The 22,355-nt window shown below is 67.3% G+C and carries 17 protein-coding genes; 2 read left to right on the top strand and 15 right to left on the bottom strand.

From position 1 onward, the window contains the following. Window positions 1-197: 197 nt before the first annotated feature. The 7 genes from B5F73_RS03045 to B5F73_RS03015 all read right to left on the bottom strand — a co-directional run bounded on the left by B5F73_RS03045 (window position 198) and on the right by B5F73_RS03015 (window position 7,835). Complete coding sequence (locus B5F73_RS03045) at window positions 198-1,547, bottom strand: trypsin-like peptidase domain-containing protein (RefSeq protein ID WP_087226256.1); 1,350 nt, start codon at window positions 1,545-1,547, stop codon at window positions 198-200. Between the two features lie 383 nt (window positions 1,548-1,930). Continuing rightward, on the bottom strand, window positions 1,931-2,605 hold the full coding sequence (locus tag B5F73_RS03040; protein ID WP_087226253.1) for a response regulator transcription factor: 675 nt from the start codon (window positions 2,603-2,605) through the stop codon (window positions 1,931-1,933). A 150-nt stretch (window positions 2,606-2,755) separates the two neighbouring features. Beyond that, complete coding sequence (locus tag B5F73_RS03035; protein WP_087226250.1) at window positions 2,756-3,508, bottom strand: amino acid ABC transporter ATP-binding protein; 753 nt, start codon at window positions 3,506-3,508, stop codon at window positions 2,756-2,758. After that, entirely contained in the window at window positions 3,501-4,835 is a 1,335-nt protein-coding gene (locus B5F73_RS03030) for an amino acid ABC transporter permease (protein WP_087226247.1), read from the bottom strand. The genes B5F73_RS03035 and B5F73_RS03030 overlap by 8 nt, the downstream gene beginning before the upstream one ends. 90 nt (window positions 4,836-4,925) lie before the next feature. Then, window positions 4,926-5,780, bottom strand: coding sequence for an amino acid ABC transporter substrate-binding protein (locus B5F73_RS03025; RefSeq protein WP_239379780.1), 855 nt, complete (start codon window positions 5,778-5,780; stop codon window positions 4,926-4,928). Between the two features lie 432 nt (window positions 5,781-6,212). Beyond that, entirely contained in the window at window positions 6,213-7,553 is a 1,341-nt protein-coding gene (locus B5F73_RS03020) for a glutamine synthetase family protein (protein WP_087226243.1), read from the bottom strand. 84 nt (window positions 7,554-7,637) lie between these two features. Further along, entirely contained in the window at window positions 7,638-7,835 is a 198-nt protein-coding gene (locus B5F73_RS03015; RefSeq protein WP_087226240.1) for a FeoB-associated Cys-rich membrane protein, read from the bottom strand. 123 nt (window positions 7,836-7,958) lie between these two features. Here B5F73_RS03015 and gpmA point away from each other — a divergent pair, with 123 nt between their 5' ends. Continuing rightward, a complete protein-coding gene (gpmA, locus tag B5F73_RS03010) occupies window positions 7,959-8,720 on the top strand; it encodes a 2,3-diphosphoglycerate-dependent phosphoglycerate mutase (RefSeq protein WP_087226237.1) in 762 nt (253 codons plus the stop codon). 378 nt (window positions 8,721-9,098) lie between these two features. Here gpmA and B5F73_RS03005 read toward each other — a convergent pair whose 3' ends face one another. The 5 genes from B5F73_RS03005 to B5F73_RS02985 form a co-directional block, all read right to left on the bottom strand. Beyond that, window positions 9,099-9,908 carry a ZIP family metal transporter gene (locus B5F73_RS03005; RefSeq protein WP_087226234.1) on the bottom strand — a complete coding sequence of 270 codons (810 nt, stop codon included), beginning with the start codon at window positions 9,906-9,908 and terminating at the stop codon, window positions 9,099-9,101. Between the two features lie 200 nt (window positions 9,909-10,108). Continuing rightward, window positions 10,109-12,358 carry a ferrous iron transport protein B gene (feoB, locus tag B5F73_RS03000; RefSeq protein WP_087226231.1) on the bottom strand — a complete coding sequence of 750 codons (2,250 nt, stop codon included), beginning with the start codon at window positions 12,356-12,358 and terminating at the stop codon, window positions 10,109-10,111. A 144-nt stretch (window positions 12,359-12,502) separates the two neighbouring features. After that, on the bottom strand, window positions 12,503-12,742 hold the full coding sequence (locus tag B5F73_RS02995) for a FeoA family protein (protein ID WP_087226228.1): 240 nt from the start codon (window positions 12,740-12,742) through the stop codon (window positions 12,503-12,505). Between the two features lie 45 nt (window positions 12,743-12,787). After that, on the bottom strand, window positions 12,788-13,018 hold the full coding sequence (locus B5F73_RS02990) for a FeoA family protein (protein WP_087226225.1): 231 nt from the start codon (window positions 13,016-13,018) through the stop codon (window positions 12,788-12,790). 132 nt (window positions 13,019-13,150) lie between these two features. After that, window positions 13,151-15,811, bottom strand: a complete 2,661-nt coding sequence (locus B5F73_RS02985; protein ID WP_239379793.1) for a phosphoenolpyruvate carboxylase — start codon at window positions 15,809-15,811, stop codon at window positions 13,151-13,153. A gap of 445 nt (window positions 15,812-16,256) precedes the next feature. On the opposite strand from B5F73_RS02985, the gene B5F73_RS02980 reads away from it, so the two are divergent. Beyond that, on the top strand, window positions 16,257-17,699 hold the full coding sequence (locus tag B5F73_RS02980; protein ID WP_143803114.1) for an oligosaccharide flippase family protein: 1,443 nt from the start codon (window positions 16,257-16,259) through the stop codon (window positions 17,697-17,699). Here the strand turns inward: B5F73_RS02980 and B5F73_RS02975 are convergent. The 3 genes from B5F73_RS02975 to B5F73_RS02965 form a co-directional block, all read right to left on the bottom strand. Then, window positions 17,696-18,286, bottom strand: a complete 591-nt coding sequence (locus tag B5F73_RS02975; RefSeq protein WP_087226219.1) for a flavin reductase family protein — start codon at window positions 18,284-18,286, stop codon at window positions 17,696-17,698. The genes B5F73_RS02980 and B5F73_RS02975 overlap by 4 nt on opposite strands. Window positions 18,287-18,395: 109 nt before the next feature. After that, window positions 18,396-20,234 (bottom strand): ABC transporter ATP-binding protein, encoded by a 1,839-nt coding sequence (locus B5F73_RS02970; protein ID WP_087226216.1) that lies wholly within the window; start codon window positions 20,232-20,234, stop codon window positions 18,396-18,398. Then, window positions 20,235-21,974, bottom strand: coding sequence for an ABC transporter ATP-binding protein (locus B5F73_RS02965; RefSeq protein ID WP_087226213.1), 1,740 nt, complete (start codon window positions 21,972-21,974; stop codon window positions 20,235-20,237). It abuts the gene before it with no gap. Window positions 21,975-22,355: the final 381 nt, after the last annotated feature.

Below are 22,355 nucleotides of genomic sequence, written 5' to 3'. Positions count from 1 at the left end.
GAACCTACGGCAGCGGATAACCCCAAAACCCTGCCACAGCTTCGATTTTCAGGACTTCTCGGCGATTTTCATGCCGCAGCCTCGATTTTCAGGACACGCGGGCGGCGGGCGAGAAGGACGCGCGGGGCTGAGCCCGCAACATGAGAGGCCCCGCGACGTGTGCCGCGGGGCCTCCGAGTCGCCGATCGGTTATGGGGCTAGCGTCCGAAGGGGTTGCTCTGCTCCTGCTGGTACTGCTCGTAGAGGCGCATGAGGTCCTCGACGCTGATCTCCTGGCCGTTGACGTTCACGGTCTGCTCCTGCTCCTGCTGCTCCTGGAGGGCCTCGTCGGAGCCCAGGGTCACGTCGAAGCTCATCTCGCGGTCGCCGCGCATGACGACCACCTCGACGGTGTCGCCGATGTCGTGGGAGCGCACGGCGAGGATCGCGCTGTCGGCCGAGGTGACGGCCTCGCCGCCGATGCTCGTGATGACGTCGCCCACCTCGATGCCCGCCTCGGCGGCCGGGCTGCCGTCGGTGACCTCCACGACGTAGGCGCCCTCGTCGACGGACAGGCCGTTGCGCAGCGCGTTGGCGGGGGTCACGGTCTGCATGGAGAGGCCGATGTAGGCGTGGGTGACCGTCTCGCCGGCGATGATCTTGTCGGCGACCTCCATGGCATAGTTGCCGGGGATGGCGTAGCCGATGCCCGCGAAGCTCTCGGTGTCGGACGAGAAGAGCGTGCAGATGCCCACGAGCTTGCCCCCGGAGTCGACGAGCGCGCCGCCGGAGTTGCCGGGGTTAATCGTGGCGTCGGTCTGGATGAGGTTGGTGTAGAGGGTGTTGCCGGAGGAGTTCTCGAGCAGCGTGGAGCGCGAGAGGGCCGAGACGATGCCCTGCGAGACGGAGTTCTCCAGGCCGAAGGGGCTGCCCACGCTCATGACCCAGTCGCCGACCTGCAGCGCGTCGGAGTCGCCGTGCTCCATCGGCGTCACCTCGTCGTCGCCAAAGTCCACGTGGACCACCGCGACGTCGCTGGACGGGTCGGTGCCCACGAGCGTGGCGTCGTAGCTCTTGCCGTTGTAGGAGACGGAGATGCTCTCGGCATCCTCGATCACGTGGTTGTTGGTGATGATGTTGCCGTTGGTGTCGTAGATGACGCCCGAGCCCATGCCCTCGCCCTCGGGGAAGGTGCAGTAGATCGTGGCGACGGACGGCAGCGCCTTGGCCGCCACGGCGTTGGCGACGGTGGTGTCCTCGTCTGCCGGGTCGATGGTGATCTGCTGCGTGGCGTCGCCGCCCACGACCTGGGTGCTCGTGGGGCCGATCACACCCGTGAGGTACAGGACGCCCGTGAGGGCACCGGCGCCCAGCAGACCGCCGAGCAGGCCCACGAGCAGGGCCTTGAGGGTGGTGTGCGGCTTCTTCTTGGGCTTCTCGGCAGAGAAGTTGGGAGGGGTCTGCGGTGCGCCGCCGCCCATGTGACCCGGGGCGGGCGGCGTCGGCCGCTGCTCCGTGCTCTGGTCCGGTCCCTGCGACGCAGGGGCACCGTAGGGATAGTCGCTCATGATTCCTTCTTTCCTTGGCGCCGCGCGGGCGGCGGGTTTCCTACCGTCGAGAAATGTACCCAAAGCCCTGCCCCGGTTGCGCTGGCGCCAACATTGCCACCGGTCGGACACGTTGCTTTCCGCTTCCTGAAAACGCCTCGGGACCATCGTAGCGCGCGGCGCGGCCCGGCTGTCCGGCCGGCGCGCACAAAGTTACCGACTTGGCAGGAAACCGGAGCCGCCGGCGTAAAAAGATGCCGACTTGGCAGGGCGAGAAGAACCTCAACTGGGCGTTCTTCTCGCCCAATGCAAAAAACAGGCGACTTGGCAGGGAAATCGCTGCCAAGTCGCCCCGTCTGTGCAAGAACAACGCGCGCCGGGCGAGAAGAACGCTCTTCTCGGCGCTAGATGCGGAAGAGGTAGCCCACGCCGCGGATGGTGACGATGTGGCTCGCGACCTGCGGGCCCACCTTGGAACGGACGCGGCGGATGTGAACGTCGACGGTACGGGTGCCGCCGCAGTACTCGAAGCCCCAGACGCGGTGCAGCAGCGTCTCGCGCGAGTAGGCGCGGGAGGGGTGCGTGGCGAGGAACGACAGCAGCGAGTACTCCATGAGCGTGAGGTCGACGGGATGCTCGTCGATGTAGACCTGGTAGGTTGCCAGGTTGATCGTCATGTTGTCGATCGTGACGATGTCCGCCGGCGCGCTCTCCTCCCCCGGCCACAGAAGCAGCGTGCAGCGCAGCTCGAACTCGGCCGCGCCGGCCGTGGAGAGGATGAAGTCGTTGGTGCCCTGTGTGGGCATGTGGAGCGTTGCCAGCTTGTCGGGGTCCTGGACGAGCAGGCGCGGCGTGAAGCCGTTCTCGGCCACGAACGAGTCCACGGCGTTGAGAAGGTCCTGGCTCATGCCCTCGCCGTCGAGGATGACCAGGTCGAACTCGTGGCCCGAGGACACGGCCTGCGGGAAGGTCTCCTCGTTCGCGAGCGCGATGGAGACGTCGATCGCGTGCGAGAGCTCGCGCATGCGGTCGTGCAGGCGCGTGGTGGCGGATATGAGCAGGATGTTCTTATGGTGCATCCTGAGGCCCCTCCCAAAGCATCAGCATGAATGTGAGCATGTTACCACATCGATCCCAGCCGCCACACACGAGCAGGTCGTCCGATGTTCCGGAGAGAAGTTCCGCGAAGCGCACTTCTCGGAGGAACGCCCGGGCAGCCAACGGGTTGGTCAGTCGATGCTGCCGAGGAACTCCGCGGTGCGCGGGCTCTTGGGGTGCTCGAAGAGCTGCTCGGGGGTGCCCTCCTCGACCACGTAGCCGCCCTCCATGAAGATCACGCGATCGGCCACGTCGCGGGCAAAGCCCATCTCGTGCGTGACCACGACCATCGTCATGCCCTGCTCGGCGAGCTCGCGCATGACGTCCAGGACGCCGCGCACGAGCTCCGGGTCCAGCGCGCTCGTGGCCTCGTCGAAGAGCATCACGTGCGGGTCCATGGCCAGCGCGCGGGCGATGGCCACGCGCTGCTGCTGGCCGCCGGAGAGCTCGTCGGGGTAGTAGTCGGCGCGCTCGGCGAGGCCGACGCGGGCCAGCTGCTCGCGGGCGACGCGCTCGGCCTCCTCTGCGGAGCGGCCCAGCACCTTCTGCTGGGCGAGCATGACGTTGTGCATGGCGTCGAGGTGCGGGAACAGGTTGAACTGCTGGAACACCATGCCCATGCGCTTGCGGACGTCGTTGACGTCGGTCTTGGGGTCGGTGATGTCCTGGCCCTCGAAGAAGATCTTGCCGCTGGTGGGCTCCTCGAGGCGGTTCAGGCAGCGCAGCATCGTGGACTTGCCCGAGCCGGACGGGCCGAGCACGACCACGACCTCGCCGCGGTGGATGTCGACGTCGATGCCCCGCAGGACCACGGTCTCGCCGAAGCTCTTGTGGAGGTCGACAATGCGCAGGATCGGCTCGTCGGTCAAGGTGGCGTCACTCATGGGAGGCTCCCTCCTCGGAGGCCGCCTCAGGCTCGACGGCGTGCTTGCGGGTGCGGTGGCCGCGGACGCGGTCCTCCAGGTGGCGCGTGACCTTGGAGAGCGGCAGCGTGATCACCAGGTAGAACAGGGCAGCCACAATGTAGGGCGTGATCGAGCCGGTGGAGGCCACGATCGTGCGCGCGTACATGACGAGCTCCATTATGCCCACGGCGGCGAGCAGCGACGTGTCCTTGTAGAGGACTATGAACTCGCTCGTGAGGTTGGGAATCACGATCCGGAACATCTGCGGCAGTATGACGTAGAACATGGTCTGCGCGCCGTTCATGCCGAGCGAGCGCGCGGCCTCGGTCTGACCCTTGCTGATGGAGAGGATGCCGGCACGGAAGATCTCGCACATGTAGGCGCCCGAGTTCATGCACATGACCGTGACGCCCAGCACGAAGTTGGGAATCTGGATCCCGGCGAGCGGCAGGCCGAAGAAGGCCACGTAAATCTGCAGGAAGAGCGGGGTGCCGCGGACGATGTTGACGTAGGTGGTGGCTATGCCGCGCAGGAGGCGCGGCTTGGAGATGCGCATGAGCGCGAGCAGAAGGCCCATGGGAATGGCCAGCGGGAAGGCCACCGCCACAATAGAGACGGACATGAAGAAGCCGGTGAGCACCACCGGGAAGCTCGTGACGAGAAGCGCCGGGTCAAAGAAGAGGTGCAGGAACCGATTGGAGTTCCACGCCTGGACCCAGGGCTGCTCCTCGAGCCACTGCGAGAGGGACTCGGTGGTCGAGATCCCCTCGACCGGAATGGACGGAATGCCCTCGATGTCCTTCTCGGTGCCGTCGGCCAGCTCGTAGGTGGCCTCGAGTTGCATCTCGCCACCCTCTGCGGGGAAGAACACGTCGTAGATCATGACGTTGAGGTGGCCCGCCTGGGTTATGGGCTCGGCAAAGTCGAGGGTGAGACCCTGACCGTCCATGGTCTCGGTGTAGTCGAGCTCGTTTCTGGTCATGAGGTCGTCGCCGGTGAGCAGCGTCACGGAGAGATCCTGGTTGCTGTAGCCGGTTCCCTCGGGGAGGCACAGCGTGAGGCTCGTGACGCCCTCACCCTCGGCGACGCTGGCCTCAAAGGTTATGCGCGACTCGGTGGCGCCCATGATGACCGTGGGGTCGTCCTCGGAGTTGGGGCGGCCGGTGCACTTCACGGCCTCCATGGCGTCGGCGCGCTCGGCGGGCAGCGCCAGGGCGCCCAGGAGCGCGACCGCGAGGGCCAGGACGGCGAGAAGGACCGTCTGGCCGCGACGGAGTGCGGACGCGCTCAGCGGAAGAGTGTTCACGTGTTTCCCTCGCTTCTCATGCGCCAGCGGCCCCTCCCTGCGCGTGCAAGAAGGGGCCGCGACGGCTTGTCGTTGACGTAGGCGCGCGGCTTAGCCCATGTTGGCGGCGATGAGCTCGTCGATCGTGCCGTCCTCCTGGAGCGTGGCGAGGGCGTCGTTGATGGCGTCGAGCAGGGCCTGGTTGTCCTTGTTGACGCAGATGGCGTACTCCTCGCCGGTGGCGGAGGTGAGCACGACGTGCTGGTCGGTGTAGGCGCCGGCGAGCATCTGCTCAACGACGGCGAGGTTGCCGCAGACGGCGTTGGCCTGGCCGGCGGAGACGGCGGCGAAGGCGTCGGTGAACTGCGGGAACGCGAGCTGCTCGGCGTTGGGGAAGTTCTCGGCGGCAAAGTCGGCGCCCGTCGAGCCGCTCTGGACGGCGATGGTCATCTCGGCGGTGTTGAGGACCTCGGCGGCGTTCTCCTCGGTGACGTCGGTGTTGGAGGAGAGGACGGCCACGGCCTGGTTGTCGATGTAGTAGGGCGTGGTGAAGTTGACCTCGTCCTCGCGGTCGGGGGTGATGGAGATGCCCGAGAGGCCCGCGTCGGCCTGGCCGCCGGCGACGATGGCCGGGACGATGCCGTCGAAGTCGATGTTGGTGTAGACGCACTCGAGGCCGAGCTGCTCGGCCACGGCACGGCCGAGGTCCATGTCCAGGCCCACGTACTCGCCGTCCACGAGGTTCTCGAAGGGCGGGTAGTCGGGCGAGACGGCAAAGGTGAGGGAACCCTCGGTCACGAGGCCGAGGTCGCCGTCGGCGGAGTCGTCCGCGGCGGTGTCGTCGGTGGCGTCGTCGGCAGCCTGGTCGGTCTGCTCGGCGGTCTGCCCGCCGCAGCCGGCAAGCGTGGCGGTGCCCGCGAGCGCACCCGCGACGGTCAGAAAGTTCCTTCTGGTCATGCTCTTCATGTCTGGGTTCCTTCCCCCATAGTTTTGGCGCGTGGTCACGCCCTTTCCCGACGGAGGCACGGGTCTTCCCGTGTCAGGGCGCATGCCCCGCCCGTCGCCAAGTGAAGAGTTTGCGCCAACGACACGCGTCCGACCCTCGACATATGGGTTACTTAACAAGATTGACATGACGACGCCGCGTCCTTCTCGCCCGGCGAGAAGGACGCGGCATGCGATCTAGAAAACTCTGGCCTTGTCATGAGCGCGTCTAGGAACCGGCGGGTTTGTCCTGCGGCCGTCCAAGAATCCGGGGCCTTGTCACGTTCTTCTCGCCCAAAGCGGGTTTTTTCGCGGCCTTTGCAGGACAAGGGCCGCGATTCCTAGAGCCAAAGGCGACAAGGGCCGCGATTTCTAGACGCCCTCCGGACAAGGGTGGCTTTTCCTAGGGGCAACCTAGACCCCGCCGTAGTAGTGCTCACGCTCCCAGTCGGTCACGGACGTGCAGAACTCCTCCCACTCGCGGCGCTTCTCGCGCACGAAGTAGGTGAAGATGTGCTCGCCGAGGACCTCGCGCATGAGGTCGGAGGACTCAAAGCGGTCGATGGCCTCGCCGAGCGTGCGCGGCAGGCGACGGATGCCCTTGGCCTCGAGCTCGCGGTCGGGCGCGGCGAAGGTGTCGCAGGTGGACTCCTCCGGCATGGGTAGGCCCTCCTCGATGCCCTTGAGGCCGGCCGCGATGGTCACGGCGAGCGCCAGGTAGGGGTTGGCCGTGGGGTCGGGGCTGCGCAGCTCGATGCGCGTGGCGATGTGCTTGCCCGGCTTGTGCGTGGGGATGCGCACGAGCGCGGAGCGGTTCTTACGGCCCCAGGTGGCGTGCGTGGGGACCTCGCCGGTGGAGACGAAGCGCTTGTAGGAGTTGACCGTGGGGTTGGTGACCAGAGTGAACTCCGGAGCGTACTTGAGGATGCCCGCGACGTAGTGCTGCGCCAGGTCCGAGAGGTGCGCGGGGTGGAGCTCCTTGGGGCCCCAGAAGAGGTTCTCGCCGTCGTGGTCGAGCAGCGACTGGTAGAGGTACATGGCCGAGCCCGGGGCGCTCGCGATGGGCTTGGGCATGAACGAGGCGAACATGCCCTGGCCGGCGGCCTCCTGCTTGATGACCAGGCGCGCGGTCATGATGTTGTCGGCGCAGCTCACGGCCTCGGTGAAGCGCAGCTCCACGCCGTTCTGGGACGGGCCCGCGGCGTGGTAGGAGTACTGCACCGGGATGGACATCTTCTCGAGGGTGAGCGTGGTCTGGCGGCGCAGGTCGTTGGCGCGGTCCATCGGCGTGAGGTCAAAGTAGCCGGCGGTGTCCAGCGGCACGGGGTCGAGGTCGTTGTCGAAGTAGAAGTACTCGATCTTGGGACCCACGTTGGGCACGAGGCCCTGCTCGTCGGCGCGGGCGAAGACCTTGCGCAGGCAGCGGCGCGGGTCGCCCTCGAAGGGCTCGCGCGACGGGGTGTGGACGTCGCAGAAGACGCGCGCCACGCCGGACTCCTTGGGGCGCCACGGCAGGAGGGCGAAGGTGGCGGGGTCCGGGAACGCCAGCATGTCCGACTCCTCGAGCGAGGCAAAGCCGTCGACGGCGGACCCGTCGAAGCCGATGCCCTCCTCGAAGGCCTCCTCCAGCTCCTCCGGGGAGATGGCGAAGCACTTGAGGTTGCCCAGCACGTCCGTGAACCACAGCTGCACGAAGCGGATGTCGCGCTTCTCGACGGTGCGCAAGACGAAGTCGATGTCTTTCTCGCTGCTCATGCGGATTCCTCTCCGACGGCGCCGAAGGTCATAGTCCGAGCAAGGTTCTCACATGAGTGTTTCGCCGCTGTTACCGGTCGGGCGTCACTTCTCGAGGTTATTCTCGACGTCCTCGAGCATCCTGCGGGCGGCGGGGCACGGCCCGCCCGTGGCGTGGGCCGAGCAGCCGTCCTTGCTGCCGCAGTCCGAGCAGCCGCCGGCGCCGGAGCGCGCGACCGAGCGGACGGCGAGCGCGAACAGCACGGCGACGAGCGCTATGACGAGAAGGTCCGTGAGTCCCATGGGGCACGCTCCCCTGGAGGAAATCTTTGTGTTAACCAAGGTCAACTATACCCGTTCCGGCTACTATATACGTAGCGCGGCGCCCGCCGCACAAACTACGCATCGAGAAGGGACGTGTCTCCAATGAACGACGATCAGACCATGCAGCTCGTCATCGTCCGCCACGGCGAGTCCGAGTGGAACAAGCTCAACCTCTTCACCGGCTGGACCGACGTCGACCTCACCGACACCGGTCGCGAGGAGGCCCACGCGGGCGGCAAGGCCCTCAAGGAGGCCGGCTTCGACTTTGACGTCTGCTACACCTCCCTGCTCAAGCGCGCCATCCACACGCTCAACTGCGTGCTCGACGAGCTCGACCGCAACTGGCTGCCCGTCCACAAGGCCTGGCAGCTCAACGAGCGCCACTACGGCGCCCTCCAGGGCCTGAACAAGGCCGACGCCGCCGCCGAGCACGGCGAGGACCAGGTCAAGATCTGGCGTCGCTCCTTCGACGTCCAGCCGCCCGCCCTCGAGCCCGGCGACGAGCGCGACCCGCACGTCCAGGAGATGTTCCGCGACGTGCCCAAGGAGGACCTCCCCTACACCGAGTGCCTCAAGGACACCATCGCCCGCGCCTGGCCGTACTTTGAGCAGGAGATCAAGCCGCAGATGGAGGCCGGCAAGCGCGTGCTGATCGCCGCCCACGGCAACAGCCTGCGCGCCCTCGTCATGCAGTTCGAGAAGCTGACCCCCGAGGAGATCCTCGAGGTCAACATCCCGACCGGCGTGCCGTGCGCCTACACCTTCGACAAGGACTGGAACGTCGTCGACAAGCACTACATCGGCGACCCCGCCACCATCGAGGCCAAGATCAACGCCGTCGCCAACCAGGGCAAGGCCAAGTAGCAGCCAACAGCAAGGGTGGGCCCGCCCCGCTTGCATGCAGGAGTGCGCTTCGCGGAACTCCTCCTAGCAAGTGGGGCGGGCCTTTCTGTGTCGGGTCAACGCCGAGGGGCGGTCGCGAGGCCCTTCTCGACCTGCCGGCACTCATGAGTGTCGGCAAGAGCGCGCCGCCTGCCGTAGAGGGGGTGGGCAGGCGGCGCTTGGGTTCGCCGTTCGCGACGGGGAGAGGGTCCGTCGCTCGGGCAGGGTTAAACGAATCGTGCCGGGGGTTCCGAGTCGCTGTTCTTCTCGGCACGGTTGTTAGTATAGGGTAACTTGATGGTAATCCCACCGGTTTGCTGGGATTCGCAAGTTCTCCATAAGTCAACCAAGGTTTACTATCTAGCCCAGCGCGACGTCGAGGACCATCATCACGACAAAGCCTGCGATGAAGCCGAGCGTCCCCACGTTGGAGTGCTCGCCGAGATGAGCCTCGGGGACAAGTTCCTCCACCACCACGTAGATCATCGCACCGGCGGCAAAGGACAGCAGCCACGGCATGTACGGGGCGATCCAGCCGCTCGCGAGCACCACGAGCACGCCGAAGATCGGCTCCACGATGCCGGAGAGGCTGCCCATCGCGAAGGCGCGTCGGCGGCTCAGGCCCTCGCGCGCGAGTGGCAGCGAGACGGCGGCGCCCTCCGGGAAGTTCTGCAGGCCTATACCTACGGCAAGCGCCACGGCCATGCCGAGGTAGGCCTCCCCCGCCGCCCCGGCGGTCTGCGCCGCCATCGCGAAGAGCAGACCGACGGACATGCCCTCGGGAATGTTGTGCAGCGTAACGGCCGAGACCAACAGCGTCGTGCGCTTCCAGTCGGAGGGGACGCCCTCGGGCTCGTCGGCGTCGACGTGGAGGTGCGGCAGGAACGTGTCGAGCGCCATGAGGAAGGCGACACCCAGGAGAAAGCCGCCCGCCGCGGGGAGCCAGCCGGGGACGCCAAGCCCCTCGGCCTGCTCGATCGCCGGGTTGAGCAGCGACCACACGCTCGCCGCAACCATCACGCCCGCGGCGAAGCCGAGGAAGATGTGGTGCATGAGCCTGCGCTCGGAGCGGAAGAAGAACACCACGGCCGAGCCCGCCGTGGTCATAAGCCAGGTGAAGCCGCAGCCGAGCGCGGCCCATGCGAGCGCCTGCGGGATGTTGTCGATCATCTGAGGGCCTCTCTCTCGTTGTCTGGGTACTTTTTTCTCGTCTGGTTAAGTACTACCCAAACAGTACCAATTTCCTGCCTGCGGTTTTTCCGCCAGTTCCTCCCAGACTACACGGACACCCCTGAGAAAAGTACCCAGACAACGAACGGGGCGCGCCGCCGGATTGGCGACGCGCCCGCGTGAGGCAATGTCGGTCGCACCTAGGCGAGCTGCGCGAGGACCTTCTCTTCGCCCTGCTCGGTCTTGGGCATCGGACGGACGACCTGGAAGATCATGCCAGCGAGCAGCACAAACGCCACCACCGTCCACACACCGAAGTTCCCCAGCACGATAAGCTCCCAGAGCTGGTTGATGATGAGACCCACGCACCAGGCGAAGACGCACTGGTAGGCGATCGCGAACCAGAACCACTTGGGCGAGTCCATCTGGCGACGGATGGTGCCGATCGCCGCGAAGCACGGCGCGTCGAGCATGTTGAACGCCACGAACGCGCACATCGCGCCCGCGTGCATGACGCCCGCGCCGTCGGTGAACATGGCCGCGAAGGCCTGCCACATGGCCGGGTCGCCCTCGGTGGCCTCACCCAGGCCAAAGATCGAGCCAAACGTGGAGACCAGGTTCTCCTTGGCGATGAGGGCGTTGATGGAGGCTGCGGTCGCCTGCCAGCTGTCGGCGCCGAGCGGCGCGAAGATCCACGAGATGGCACCGGCCACGATGGCGAGCAGCGAGTAGTCGGCGCTGTACTCGGGCGCGCCGGGCAGCGAGGCGAGGAAGCCAAAGGAGCCGTCGCCGCCCTCCCACGAGGCGAAGCCAAAGCTCGAGAGGAACCACACGACCACGCACGCGGCAAAGATGATCGTCGCGGCCTTCTTGAGGTACGCGGAGATGCGCTCCCAGACGTGCAGCCACCAGCTCTTGAGCGCAGGCAGGTGGTAGTCGGGAAGCTCCATCACAAACGGCGCGGGCTCGCCGGCAAACATCTTGGTCTTCTTGAGCATGAGCGCGGAGACGACGATGGCGGCGAGGCCGAGGAAGTAGAACATCGGGGCCACCCACCACGCGTCCGCGCCGCCCACGAGCACGCCCATCACGAGGGCGATGATCGGGGTCTTGGCGCCGCACGGGATCATGGTGGTGAGCATCGCCGTCATGCGGCGGTCCTTCTCGTTCTCGATGGTCTTGGTGGCCATGACACCGGGGACGCCGCAGCCGGAGGAGATGAGGAACGGGATGAAGCTCTTGCCCGAGAGCCCAAAGCGGCGGAACAGGCGGTCCATGACAAAGGCCACGCGGCTCATGTAGCCGCAGTCCTCGAGGAACGCGAGCATCATGAACAGCACGAGCATCTGCGGGATGAAGCCCAGGACGGAGCCCACGCCGCCCACGATGCCGTCGAGCACGAGCGAGCTCACCATGTCAGAGGCGCCCGCTGCGGCGAGCCAGCCCTCGACCACCGCAGGGATAGACGGGATCGCCATGCCAAAGAGCTCCCAGCCCTCGCCGAAGACCTCGTCGTTGGCCCAGACGGTTCCCCAGTCGCCCACCGTGGAGACCGCGATGTAGTACACGACGAACATCACGGCCACGAAGATCGGCAGGCCCAGCACGCGGCTGGTCACGACCTTGTCGATCCTCTCGGACATGCTGAGCTTCTTGGGCGCCTTCTTGACGCACGCGTCCATGACGGAGGCGATCCAGTCGTAGCGGTCGGAGGTGATGATGGACTCGGCGTCGTCGTCGCGGGACTCCTCGACGGACTTGATGATCTTCTCGGCCTGGTTGAGCTGGGCGGACGAGAGGTGCAGCTGCTTCACGGCCTCGGCGTCGCGCTCGAAGACCTTGATCGAGTACCAGCGCACGAGGTTGGCGTCGCAGCTGCCGGAGACGATGGCCGCGATCTTGCCGAGCGCGTCCTCGACCTCGGGCGAGAAGCAGGGAGCCCCCGGTTGGACCTTACCCTCCTTGCCGGCGGCCACGGCCTTCTTCACCAGCGCGTCGAGGTTGGTCGCGCGCAGCGCGGACACCTCGACGACCGGCGCTCCCAGACGCTCGGAGAGCGCGGCCGCGTCGATGACGTCGCCCCGCTCCTTGAGCAGGTCGCACATGTTGAGGCCCACGACGACGGGGCGGCCCGCCTCGAGGAGCTGCGTCGTGAGGTAGAGGTTGCGCTCGAGGTTGGTGACGTCAACGAGGTTGATCACGGCGTCGGGGCGCTCCCCCACGAGGTAGTCGCGCGAGACGACCTCCTCGGGCGTGTACGGCGAGAGCGAGTAGATGCCGGGCAGGTCGACGAAGGTGACGTCGCGGTTGGCGCGCCAGGTCGCCTGCTTCTTCTCGACGGTGACGCCGGGCCAGTTGCCCACGTACCCGTTCGAGCCCGTGAGCTCGTTGAACAGCGTGGTCTTGCCGCAGTTTGGGTTTCCTGCGAGACCGATGGTCGTCTCTGCCATGTCCTGCCTTTCTCAAGTTAGCCAATTGCTACTTGTGTGGTGCCATTTGTTAGATAGAGTTAACTCCTAGAGCGAGAAAAACGGCCGCTCCCGGCCGATTCCTGACAAAGGTGCCAGGGCACTTTGTCAGGTTTATGCGAGGTTCTACTCGCCCCTCGACACGTCGGTGACCTCGACGCCCGCCGCCTCGTCCTTGCGGATGGAGAGCTCGTAGCCGCGCACCGTGAGCTCAAGGGGGTCACCGAGCGGGGCGACCTTGCGCACGTGGACGCGGGTGCCCTTGGTAAGTCCCATGTCCATGATCCGGCGCTTGAGGGCCCCGGTGCCCGTGAGGGCGGCCACGGTGCAGCTCTCCCCCACCTTCACGTCCCTGAGTGTTGTCATCTGCCTTCCTTTCTCCCCGCGCGGAGGGGCGACCCCTCCCGCGCGCTAGATCGACACGGTGATGCGGCTCGCCATGGAGCGGTTGAGCGCGAGACGGGCGCCCTTGACGGTCACGATGACGTCGCCGGCGGCGCGCGAGACGACCTTGACCTCGCTCCCCTCGACGAAGCCGAGCTCCGCGAGGTGCTGGCGCAGGTTGGCGTCCCCGCGCACGCGCTCCACGCGCACGACCTCGTCGGTGCCCGCCATTGCCAGCGGGAGCTGCGGTGCGGCCATGACTGCCTCCCTTGAAGTTACCCTATTTCAACTCACACAAGTAATATAGGACTAACTTCTGACGAAGCAACCACCGTTCGCCGATTGAGTTACATAGAGGAAACTTTTAAGGGTGTGGCACCGCTCCCCGCATCACCCCGTGTTCTGCAGGCCCGCGGCGACACCGGAGACGGTGCAGAGGATGAGGTAGGTGAGCGCGTCGCGCTCCTGGGGCTCGAGGTCTCCCGTGCGCAGGCGGCGCAGGGCGAGCGCCTGCGTCACCGAGAGCACGTTCACGAACGGCAGGCGCATGCGGATGACGGGGCCGAGCACGCGCCGGTGCTGCAGCGGCCACTCGTCGCCCGCGATCGCGAGCACCCAGCGACGCGTGAGCTCCATCTCGTCGAGCACCTTCGCCGCAAGGTCGTCGCGGTCGGCGAGCGCGAGATAGAGCCGGGCGATGCGCTCGTCCACCTTGGAGAGCGACATCTCCACGTTGTCGACGAACGTCGAGAAGAGCGGCCATTCGGCGTAGGCGGCGCGGAGCCGGTCGAGGTCGCCCACCCGCTCGCAGGCGGTGCCGAGGCCGTACCACGCCGCCAGGTTCACGCGCGCCTGGGACCACGAGAAGATCCACGGGATCGCGCGCAGATCGTCGAGGGAGGTCGCGCCGAGGCCACGCTTCGCGGGACGCGAGCCGATGGGCATGAGGCCCACCTCGGCGAGCGGAGTCACCGTGGAGAACCACGAGGCAAAGCCGTCGGTGTGCAGCAGGTCGAGATAGCGCTCGCGGCTGGCGGCGTCGAGCTCCGCCGCGAGGCCCGCGTACTTCTCGGTCATCTCGGTGTTGAGCAGCTCGATCGAGGGGGCAGACGAGAGGAGCGTGGCGCCCGCGACCGACTCCACGTGGCGGCGCGCCAGCGTGGGGTTGCCGTAGCGCGCGAAGATGACCTCGCCCTGCTCGGTGAGCTTGAAGCGGCCGTTCACGGAGCCAGCGGGCTGGGAGAGGACCGCGCGGTTGGCGGGACCGCCGCCGCGGCCGACCGCGCCGCCGCGGCCGTGCATGAGGACGAGGTCGATGTCATGCGCCTCTGCCCAGCGCGCGATGCTGGCCTGCGCCTCGTGCAGCACAAGCGTGGCGGCGGTGGGGCCAACGTCCTTGGAGGAGTCGGAGTAGCCGAGCATGACCTCGAGACGGCGGCCCGTCTGGGCGAGGCGGCGCTGGACCTCCGGCAGGCGCACGATCTGGTCGAGCGTCTCGGTGGCGCGTTCGAGGTCGACGGCCTGCTCGAAGAGCGGGATGACGTCGAGCACGGGGACGTCGGCCTCGTGCGCGAAGGCGAGGTGCGCCAGCTCGTAGACGTTGGCGACGTCCTCGGCCGAGCGGGTGAACGAGATGATGTAGCGGCGCGCCGCGTCGACGCCGTTCTTGCGCTGGATCTGCGAGATGGCGCGGAACGTGTCCAGGACCTCGCGCGTCATGGGCGCGAGCTCGCCCCGCTCGCCCCAGCGCCCGTGCTCGCGGATGTCCTCGAGCGCGCGGGCGTGCACGAGCGAGTGCTGGCGGAACTCCATCTCCACGAGGTGGAAGCCAAAGGTCTGCGCCTGCCAGACGAGGCGCTGCACCGGTCCGTACGCCGCGCGGACGGCGCCGGCGCGGGCGAGCGAGTCCTGGACGACGCGCAGGTCGGCAATGTAGTCGTCCGCACAGCGGTACATGACGTCGGCGGTACGCCCCACGGTGGCGCGCAGGCGCTCGGCAATGACGAGCATGGCCGCGCGGTGCAGCTCGCTCGCGGAGATGCCGAGGGCGCGGGCCGTGAGCTCCTCGCTCATCTCGACCTGGTGGTTCCAGAGGTTGACCAGCTCGTCGGACGGCGGCGTGGACACGGCGTCGAGCGTGAGGTTGCGCCCGCAGGTCTGCGTGGCGTCGGCCAGGCGCTCGATCACGTGCACGCGGAACTTCTCGGCCACGGCGCGGCTCACGCGGGCGGTCACGTTGGGGTTGCCGTCGCGGTCGGAGCCGATCCAGCTTCCGGGATGGAAGAACGCGGGGCAGACGGGCGACACGGTCCCCGCGAGCTCGCCGAGCTCCCAGTCGTCGAAGCGACGGTAGACGTCCGGCACCATGTCAAAGAGGGTGTTGTCGAAGATGTCGACGATCGTGTCGGCCTCCTCGACGGGCGTCGGCTTCTTGTGCGCGATCGGGGAGGTGCGCAGGAGGGCGTCGATCTCCTGCAGGAGGCGCCGCTCGTTCTCGCCGAGCGCGAGGCCCGCCAGGTGGGAGCGCTCGGCCAGGAGCTCAGAGATGCGCCGAATCTTGCCCTCGACGGCCTTGCGGCGCGCCTCGGTGGGGTGGGCGGTGAAGACCGGGCGGAACTCCAGGCGCTGGAGCAGCGCCGCCGCCTTGGCGCGGCCGCACTCGTCGACGAGACGACGGTAGGCCACTGTGAGGTCGTTGATCGGGTCCGCGTCGGCGGCGGGGTCGACCGCGCCCTCGCGCTCGCGCAGCGAGGTCACGCGGTAGTGCTCCTCGCAGATGTTAGCCAGGTGGAAGTAGGCGACGAAGGCGCGCATGAGCAGCGTGGCGCTGCGCTCGTCGAGGCCGTCGATGGTGCGCTCGAGCTCGTCGAAGGCCGCACGCTCATCGGGCGTCTCGGCCGCCTCGTCGGCGTTGGCGCGGAAGGCGTCCGAGAGCAGGACGTCAAAGGTCTCGAGCAGCCCCGGGTCAAACTCCTCGAGCACCTTGCGCACGAGCCGCAGGAACAGGTCCAGGTTCTCGGCGATGCTCTCGGGGACGTTGAGGGCGGGCATGATATCGGTGGCGACAGGCGCCTGCACGTTCTTCTCGGCCAACGTTGCTCCTTTTTTGGACGTGTGGTCACCCATACGATACCCAAAGCTGCCTCCCCCGATGAATCCCCCTCAAGAAAGACCCACGCGAGAAACGCGATGTTCACGTCGGGCCCCGGCTGCCCTTCTAGGAATCGCCGACCTTGTCATGACGCGATCTAGGAAAACGCGCCCTTGTCGCAGCAGGCGTCCGTGGCGAGCGACAAGGGCGCAAATTTCTAGACTGCAGCGGTACAAGGCCCCTGTTTCCTAGAGTTTTTCTCCGCAGATGCGCTCATCCCGGCCCTGCGCCGAGACAAGCTCGGCAATTCCCAGATGCCGCCATGCCAACCTCTCGATTTCCTAGACATCGTCTCACGGCGGTACAATCAGGAGCCGAGAAGAACGTCAACCGGAGAGACCGCGCATGCAGAACCCGTTCAAGAGGACCAAGGCCGTCGTCACGGCGCCCCAGACCCCGCGCACGCCGCGCTACGGGGTGTCGCCGCGCAAGCCACGCCGCGAGCGCCAGCCGCGCGAGCGCGAGGCGTTTCTCGCCCGGATAGTCAACGACTGGTGGAACAGGCTCATCACCGCGGTCTTTGGCGGAAAGTTCTCCGAGCAGACCGAGCAGTACCTCGCGCACCAGACCAAGCGCGACTACATCTGCAACACGATCGGCCAGGCAGCGTGGGGCATGCTCTTCCCGCTGCTCACGATGGTCGCCACGTGGCTCGTCGGCGCCGAGCAGGCGGGCCTGTTCTCGATGGCCTTCACCGTGGGCACGCTGCTTCTGTTCCTGGCCAACTACGGCGTGCGCACCTACCAGGTCTCCGACCTGGACGATATGCGCTCCTTCCTGGACTACCAGGTCAACCGCTTTGTCACCTGCGCGGCCATGCTGCTCGTGGGCTGGATGTGGTGCCAGTTCCGCGGCTACGACGGATACATGTTCTCCATCTGCATGGGCGTGCTCGTGTTTCGCGCGGTCGACGGCCTCGCCGACGTCTACGAGGGGCGCCTCCAGCAGAAGGACAAGCTCTACCTCGCCGGCCTCTCGCAGGCGGCCCGCTGCGTGCTGGGGCTCGTGGCCTTCTCGCTCGTGCTGCTCGTGACGCGCAACCTGGCGATGGCGAGCTTTGGCATGGCCGTGGGCGCCGTGGCGTCGCTCGTGGTCCTCACCGTGCCGCTCGCCTACTTCGAGACCGAGAAGAGCATGCCGGCCACGCTGCGCGGCGTGAAGGAGCTCTTCGTGGAGTGCTTCCCGCTCTTCGTGGCGCTCTTCCTCTACAACCTGATCGACTCGGTGCCCAAGTTCGCGATGGAGGGCGTCCTCTCCTACGACAACCAGCTCTACTACAACGCGATGTACTTCCCCGCGCACTCGATCCTCATGGTGGCGGGGTTCATCTACAAGCCGCAGCTCGTACGTCTGGCGCGCATCTGGGACGACCCCGAGAAGCACCGCCGCTTCGACCTTCTGGTGCTCGCCATGGTGGGTGTGATCGCGCTGGTCACGGGTGCGATGGCGCTCTTCATGGGCACGCTCGGCATCCCGCTCATGAGCGTCATGTACGGCCTGGACTTCGAGCGGTTCCGCGGCCTCTGCCTGGTGATGGTGGGCACGGGCGGCGTGTGCGCCTGCATCGACTTCCTCTACCAGATCGTCACGGTGCTGCGCGCACAGGGCGACGTCTCCAAGCTCTACCTCATCGCCTTCGCGTTCTCAGTGCCGGTGGCGATGTTGCTCGTGAACTTCGCGGGGCTCGCCGGCGCCGTGGTGGGCTCGCTCGTCTCGATGGCGATCCTGCTCACGCTGCTCGTGATGGAGTACTTTGGCATCCGACGCCGCATGAGCCGCGGCTACTAGCGCCTCCGACGGGGGCCGGGCTTGCGCTTGCGCACGGAATAGCCAAAGCTCCCCAGGCGACGCCCCAGCTCGAAGTACTCGCCGTGGCTGTAGGCGGTGAGGTTCGCGCGGGCCAGGTCCAGCTTGCCGCGCGCATCGAGCAGCGACTCCTCGACCTGCACCGCCAGCACATCTGCCAGGAACAGGTGGTGGCTGCCCAGCTCCAGCACGTCGCGCACGCGGCACTCGATGTTCACCGGACTCTCCGCGATCGCGGGCGCGAGCTCGAGCGCGCTCGACGGCACGGCCGTGAGGCGGCACTCCTCCCACTTGTCGTAGTCACGGCCCGAGCGCACGCCGCACCAGTCGCAGGCGCGCTGGAGCCGTGCCGTCACGAGGTTCACCACGAACTCGCCGGACTCACGGATGATGTGGTAGCTATGCCGCTCCGGGCGCAGGGAAATCGAGAGCATGGGCGGGTTGGTGCAGACGGTACCGGCCCACGCGACCGTGACGATGTCCTTCTCGCCCGCCTCGTTCGCGCAGCTCACCATCACCGCGGGCAGCGGGTAGAGCATGTTGCCGCCCTTCCAGACCTGCTTTGCCACGCACGCCTCCCTGACTGTCTACTCGGGTCGACCATACACACCTACCCCGTTTCGCCCCATTATGCCGTCATTTTGGTGGGGTGTGTATGGTCGGGCGGAGTAGCCCGGCCTAGTCCAGCTCCTTGGCACCGGTCCAGAGCTGCCAGTACTCGCCGCGTTGGGCGAGAAGCTCCTCATGCGTGCCCCGCTCCACGATCCGACCGTGCTCCAGGACCATGATTGCGTCGGCGTTGCGCACGGTGGAGAGCCGGTGCGCGATCACGAAGACCGTGCGCCCCGCCATGAGGGCGTCCATGCCGCGCTGGATGAGCGCCTCGGTGCGGGTGTCGATGCTGGAGGTGGCCTCGTCGAGGATCAGCACCGGCGGGTCCGCCACGGCCGCCCGCGCGATGGCCAGGAGCTGCCGCTGGCCCTGGGAGAGGTTCGCGCCGTCTGCCACCACGGGCGTGTCGTAGCCGCGCGGCAGGCGCGAGATGAAGCCGTCCGCGCAGGCCAGCCGAGCCGCCGCGCGCACCTCCTCGTCGGTTGCGTCCAGCTTGCCGAAGCGGATGTTGTCCGCGATCGTCCCCGCAAAGAGATGCGTGTCCTGCAGCACGATGCCCAGCGACCGGCGCAGGGACGCCTTCTCGATGTCGCGCACGTCGATGCCGTCGTAGGTGATCACGCCGGAGCGCACCTCGTAGAAGCGGTTGATGAGGTTGGTGATCGTGGTCTTGCCCGCGCCCGTGGAGCCCACGAACGCGATCTTCTGGCCCGGCTTGGCGTAGAGCGAGAGGTCCGCAAGCACGGTCTGCCCCTCCTCGTAGCCAAAGTCCACGTGGTAGAACTGCACGTCGCCCTGGAGCGGCACGTGCTCTCCGCAGATCTCCCACGCCCAGCCCGCGGCACCGGCGGCGGCACGGGCGGCCTCCACGTCGTCTGCGTGCACGAGGCGCACCTCCCCCTCGTCCACCTCGGGCTCAATGCGCATGACCGAGAAGATCCGCTCCGCACCCGCAAGGGCCGTGAGCAGGAAGTTCCCCTGCTGCGTGAACTGGTTGAGCGGCGCGGCCGCCTGCCGCACGAAGACCAGATAGCTCGCCAGCGAGCCCACGTCCGTGAGCCCGCGCACGGCGAGGAGCGCACCCAGCACGCACACGATCGCGTAGTTCACGTAGCCCACGCACACCGTCACCGGCACCATCGTAGCCGCGTAGGACTGCGCCGTGGTGCCCGCCGCGCGCAGGCGCTCGTTGAGCTCGGAGAAGCGTGCCAGGTTGGCATCCTCGTGGTTGAAGACCTTCACGACCTTCTGCCCGGCGATCATCTCCTCCACGTAGCCGTCGAGCCCGGCGAGCTCGGCCTGCTGGCGCGAGAAGAACCGGCTGCTGCGCCCGCCCGAGAACCGCACGTAGAGCGCGATCGCCGCGTCGCACGCAATCGTGATCAGCGTGAGGCGCCAATCCAGCACCAGAAGCAGCACGAGCGTGCCCACGATCTGCACCGCCGCCTGCACGAGGTTGGCGAAGCTGTTGTTGAGGGCCTCGGAGACCGTGTCCACGTCGTTGGTGAAGTAGCTCATCACGTCACCGTGGCGCGCCCGGTCGAAGAACGAGAGCGGCAGCCGCTCGATGTGCGCGAAGAGGTCGCGGCGGACGTCAAGGACCACGCGCTGCGCCGCGCGCACCATGAGCTGCGTGTAGCCCGCGGCCGACGCCACGCCCACCACGTAGATCACGGCCGCCAGCGCCACGCCGCGGGCAAACGCCGCCTGGTCGCCCTCCCCCACGGCGTTCACCACGGGCTTGATCATGTACGTGCCGAGCAGGTTGGCCAAGCCCGCCAGCGTGACGAGCACGGCCACCGCGAGCATGAGCCAGCGGGCGTGGCTCATGTAGGACAGGAGCTCGCGCAGCGTGGCGAGAAGGTCGTGCGGCCGCGACGGCGCGGCGTTTCCGCGGGCGGGCATCTAGGCCACCTCCCCGCTGATTCCAGATCCCACCTGCGACTCGTAGATCTCCTGGTAGATGGGGTCGATAGCGAGAAGCTCCTCGTGCGTGCCGCACGCGTGGACGCGCCCGTCGTCGAGCACCACGATCTTGTCGGCGTCCATCACGGACGCCACGCGCTGCGCGATCACGATCTTGGTGACACCCGCGAGGCGCGCCAGGTTCTCGCGGATCGCGGCGTCCGTGGCCATGTCCACGGCGCTCGTGGAGTCGTCCAGGATGAGCACGCGCGGGTGCTTGAGCAGGGCACGTGCGATGCAGAGGCGCTGCCGCTGACCGCCTGAGACGCCGGCGCCGCCCTGGCCGAGCAGGCCGTCCAGCCCGCCGATGCGCTCCAGGAACTCGTCCGCGCGGGCGAGCCGGCACGCCTCGAGCATCTGCTCGTCGGTGGCGTCCGCGTCTCCCCAGGCCAGGTTCTCGCGCACCGTGCCGGAGAACAGCACGTTCTTCTGCAGCACCACCGCAACGGCGTCGCGCAGCGCGGCCAGGTCGTAGGCGCGCACGTCGTGGCCGCCCACCCGCACCGCGCCCGCGGTCACGTCATAGAGGCGCGCGATGAGCTGTACGAGCGTGGTCTTGCCCGAGCCCGTGCCGCCGAGCACGCCCACGGTGGAGCCGGCCGCAATGTCCAGGCAGACGTCCGAGAGCACGTTCTTCTCGGCATCTGATGCGTACTTGAAGCACACGTGATCGAAGACGACCGAGCCGTCCGCCACGTCCGCGAGCGCGTCCGGAGGGGAGGTGAGCGTGGGCCTCTCGTCCAACACCTCGCTCACGCGCTCCACGCTGGTCACGGCGCGGGCGAGCATGAGGAAGACGTTGGAGATCATCATCAGCGAGTTCACGATCTGCAGTACGTAGCTCATGAAGCCCGTGAACGCGCCCACGGTGAGCGTGCCGGCAAGGATCATCTGCCCGCCAAAGAGCAGGATGGCCACGCTGGTCGCGTACATGGCGCCCTGGAGGATCGGGACGTTCAGGACCGCGGTGCGGAAGGTGCGCGTGGCGGTGTCTGCCAGGTGCGTGTTCACGGCGGCGAAGCGCTCGGCGACGTGGCCCTCGCGCACGTAGGCCTTGATCACGCGGATGGCGGCGAGGTCCTCCTGCAGGGCGTCGTTCAGCTGGTCCATCGCGCGCTGCAGCACGCGGTAGCGCGGCGCCACGCGCGCGACCACGCTGAGCATGGCAACGGCGAGCAGCGGCACGACCACGCAGAACACCACGGCGAGCTCCGGCGACATCACGAAGGCGTAGACGATGCCCGCCACCAGCGCCGAGGGGCCGCGCACGAGCGGGCGCGTGCCCGTGACGAGTGCGTTCTGCACGACGGTGACGTCGGTGGTGAGGCGGGTCACGAGCGAGGAGCCCTCGAAGTCGTCGATGTTGGCGAAGGAGAAGGTCTGGAGGTGCGCGTACTCCGCCGCGCGCAGGTTGGCGCCCAGGCCCATCGCGGCGCGGGCCGAGAAGCGCGCGTAGGCGAGGCCCAGCGCGAGGGCGGCCGCCGCGCAGAGGAGCATGAGCGCGCCGTTGGTGAGAACAACGTGCAGGTCAGCGGCCATGATGCCCTGATCCACGACCTGCGCCATGAGAATCGGGATGAAGAGCTCGAGCGAGGTCTCAGCGGCGACGCAGAGCACGGCCAGCAGGAAGTCCCGCCGATACGGACCCAGAAACCGCGCTATGAGGCGCACGCCGTCCAAGCCGCCCCCTTACCGTCGCCTTGCACCGTTATAGCGCAACGGGCGCGACCCGCGCGGGCGGCGGCGCTGGCACGAAACCAAAGGTTTTGGGTTTTCGGCCCGCGCGTGCACGCGGGGTGGCCGTTTTCGAGACGTACCCCGCTGTTTTGGGGCAAATGATTTATGTTTCGCGGCCCGTACGCCACTTTCTCCCCTGTTGTGGGCAACATCGCTTATGCAAAAGTTCCTGCTTCGCGGCGCAGCATCAAACTTGTTGCCCAAAACCTCAAGGAGGGCCGCGACGAGGGCGAGAGGGCCGCGCAGCCGAGAAGGACGCGCAGCCGAGAAGGACGCGCAGCCGAGAAGATCGTCGTGCCGTACGAGAGGACCCGTCGCCGCGCA

This window comes from Olsenella sp. An270 (assembly GCF_002159735.1).
Lineage (GTDB): Bacteria > Actinomycetota > Coriobacteriia > Coriobacteriales > Atopobiaceae > Thermophilibacter.
Note: the sequence above shows the minus strand (reverse complement) of the source record. Positions and strands in the feature narration are given on the sequence as shown.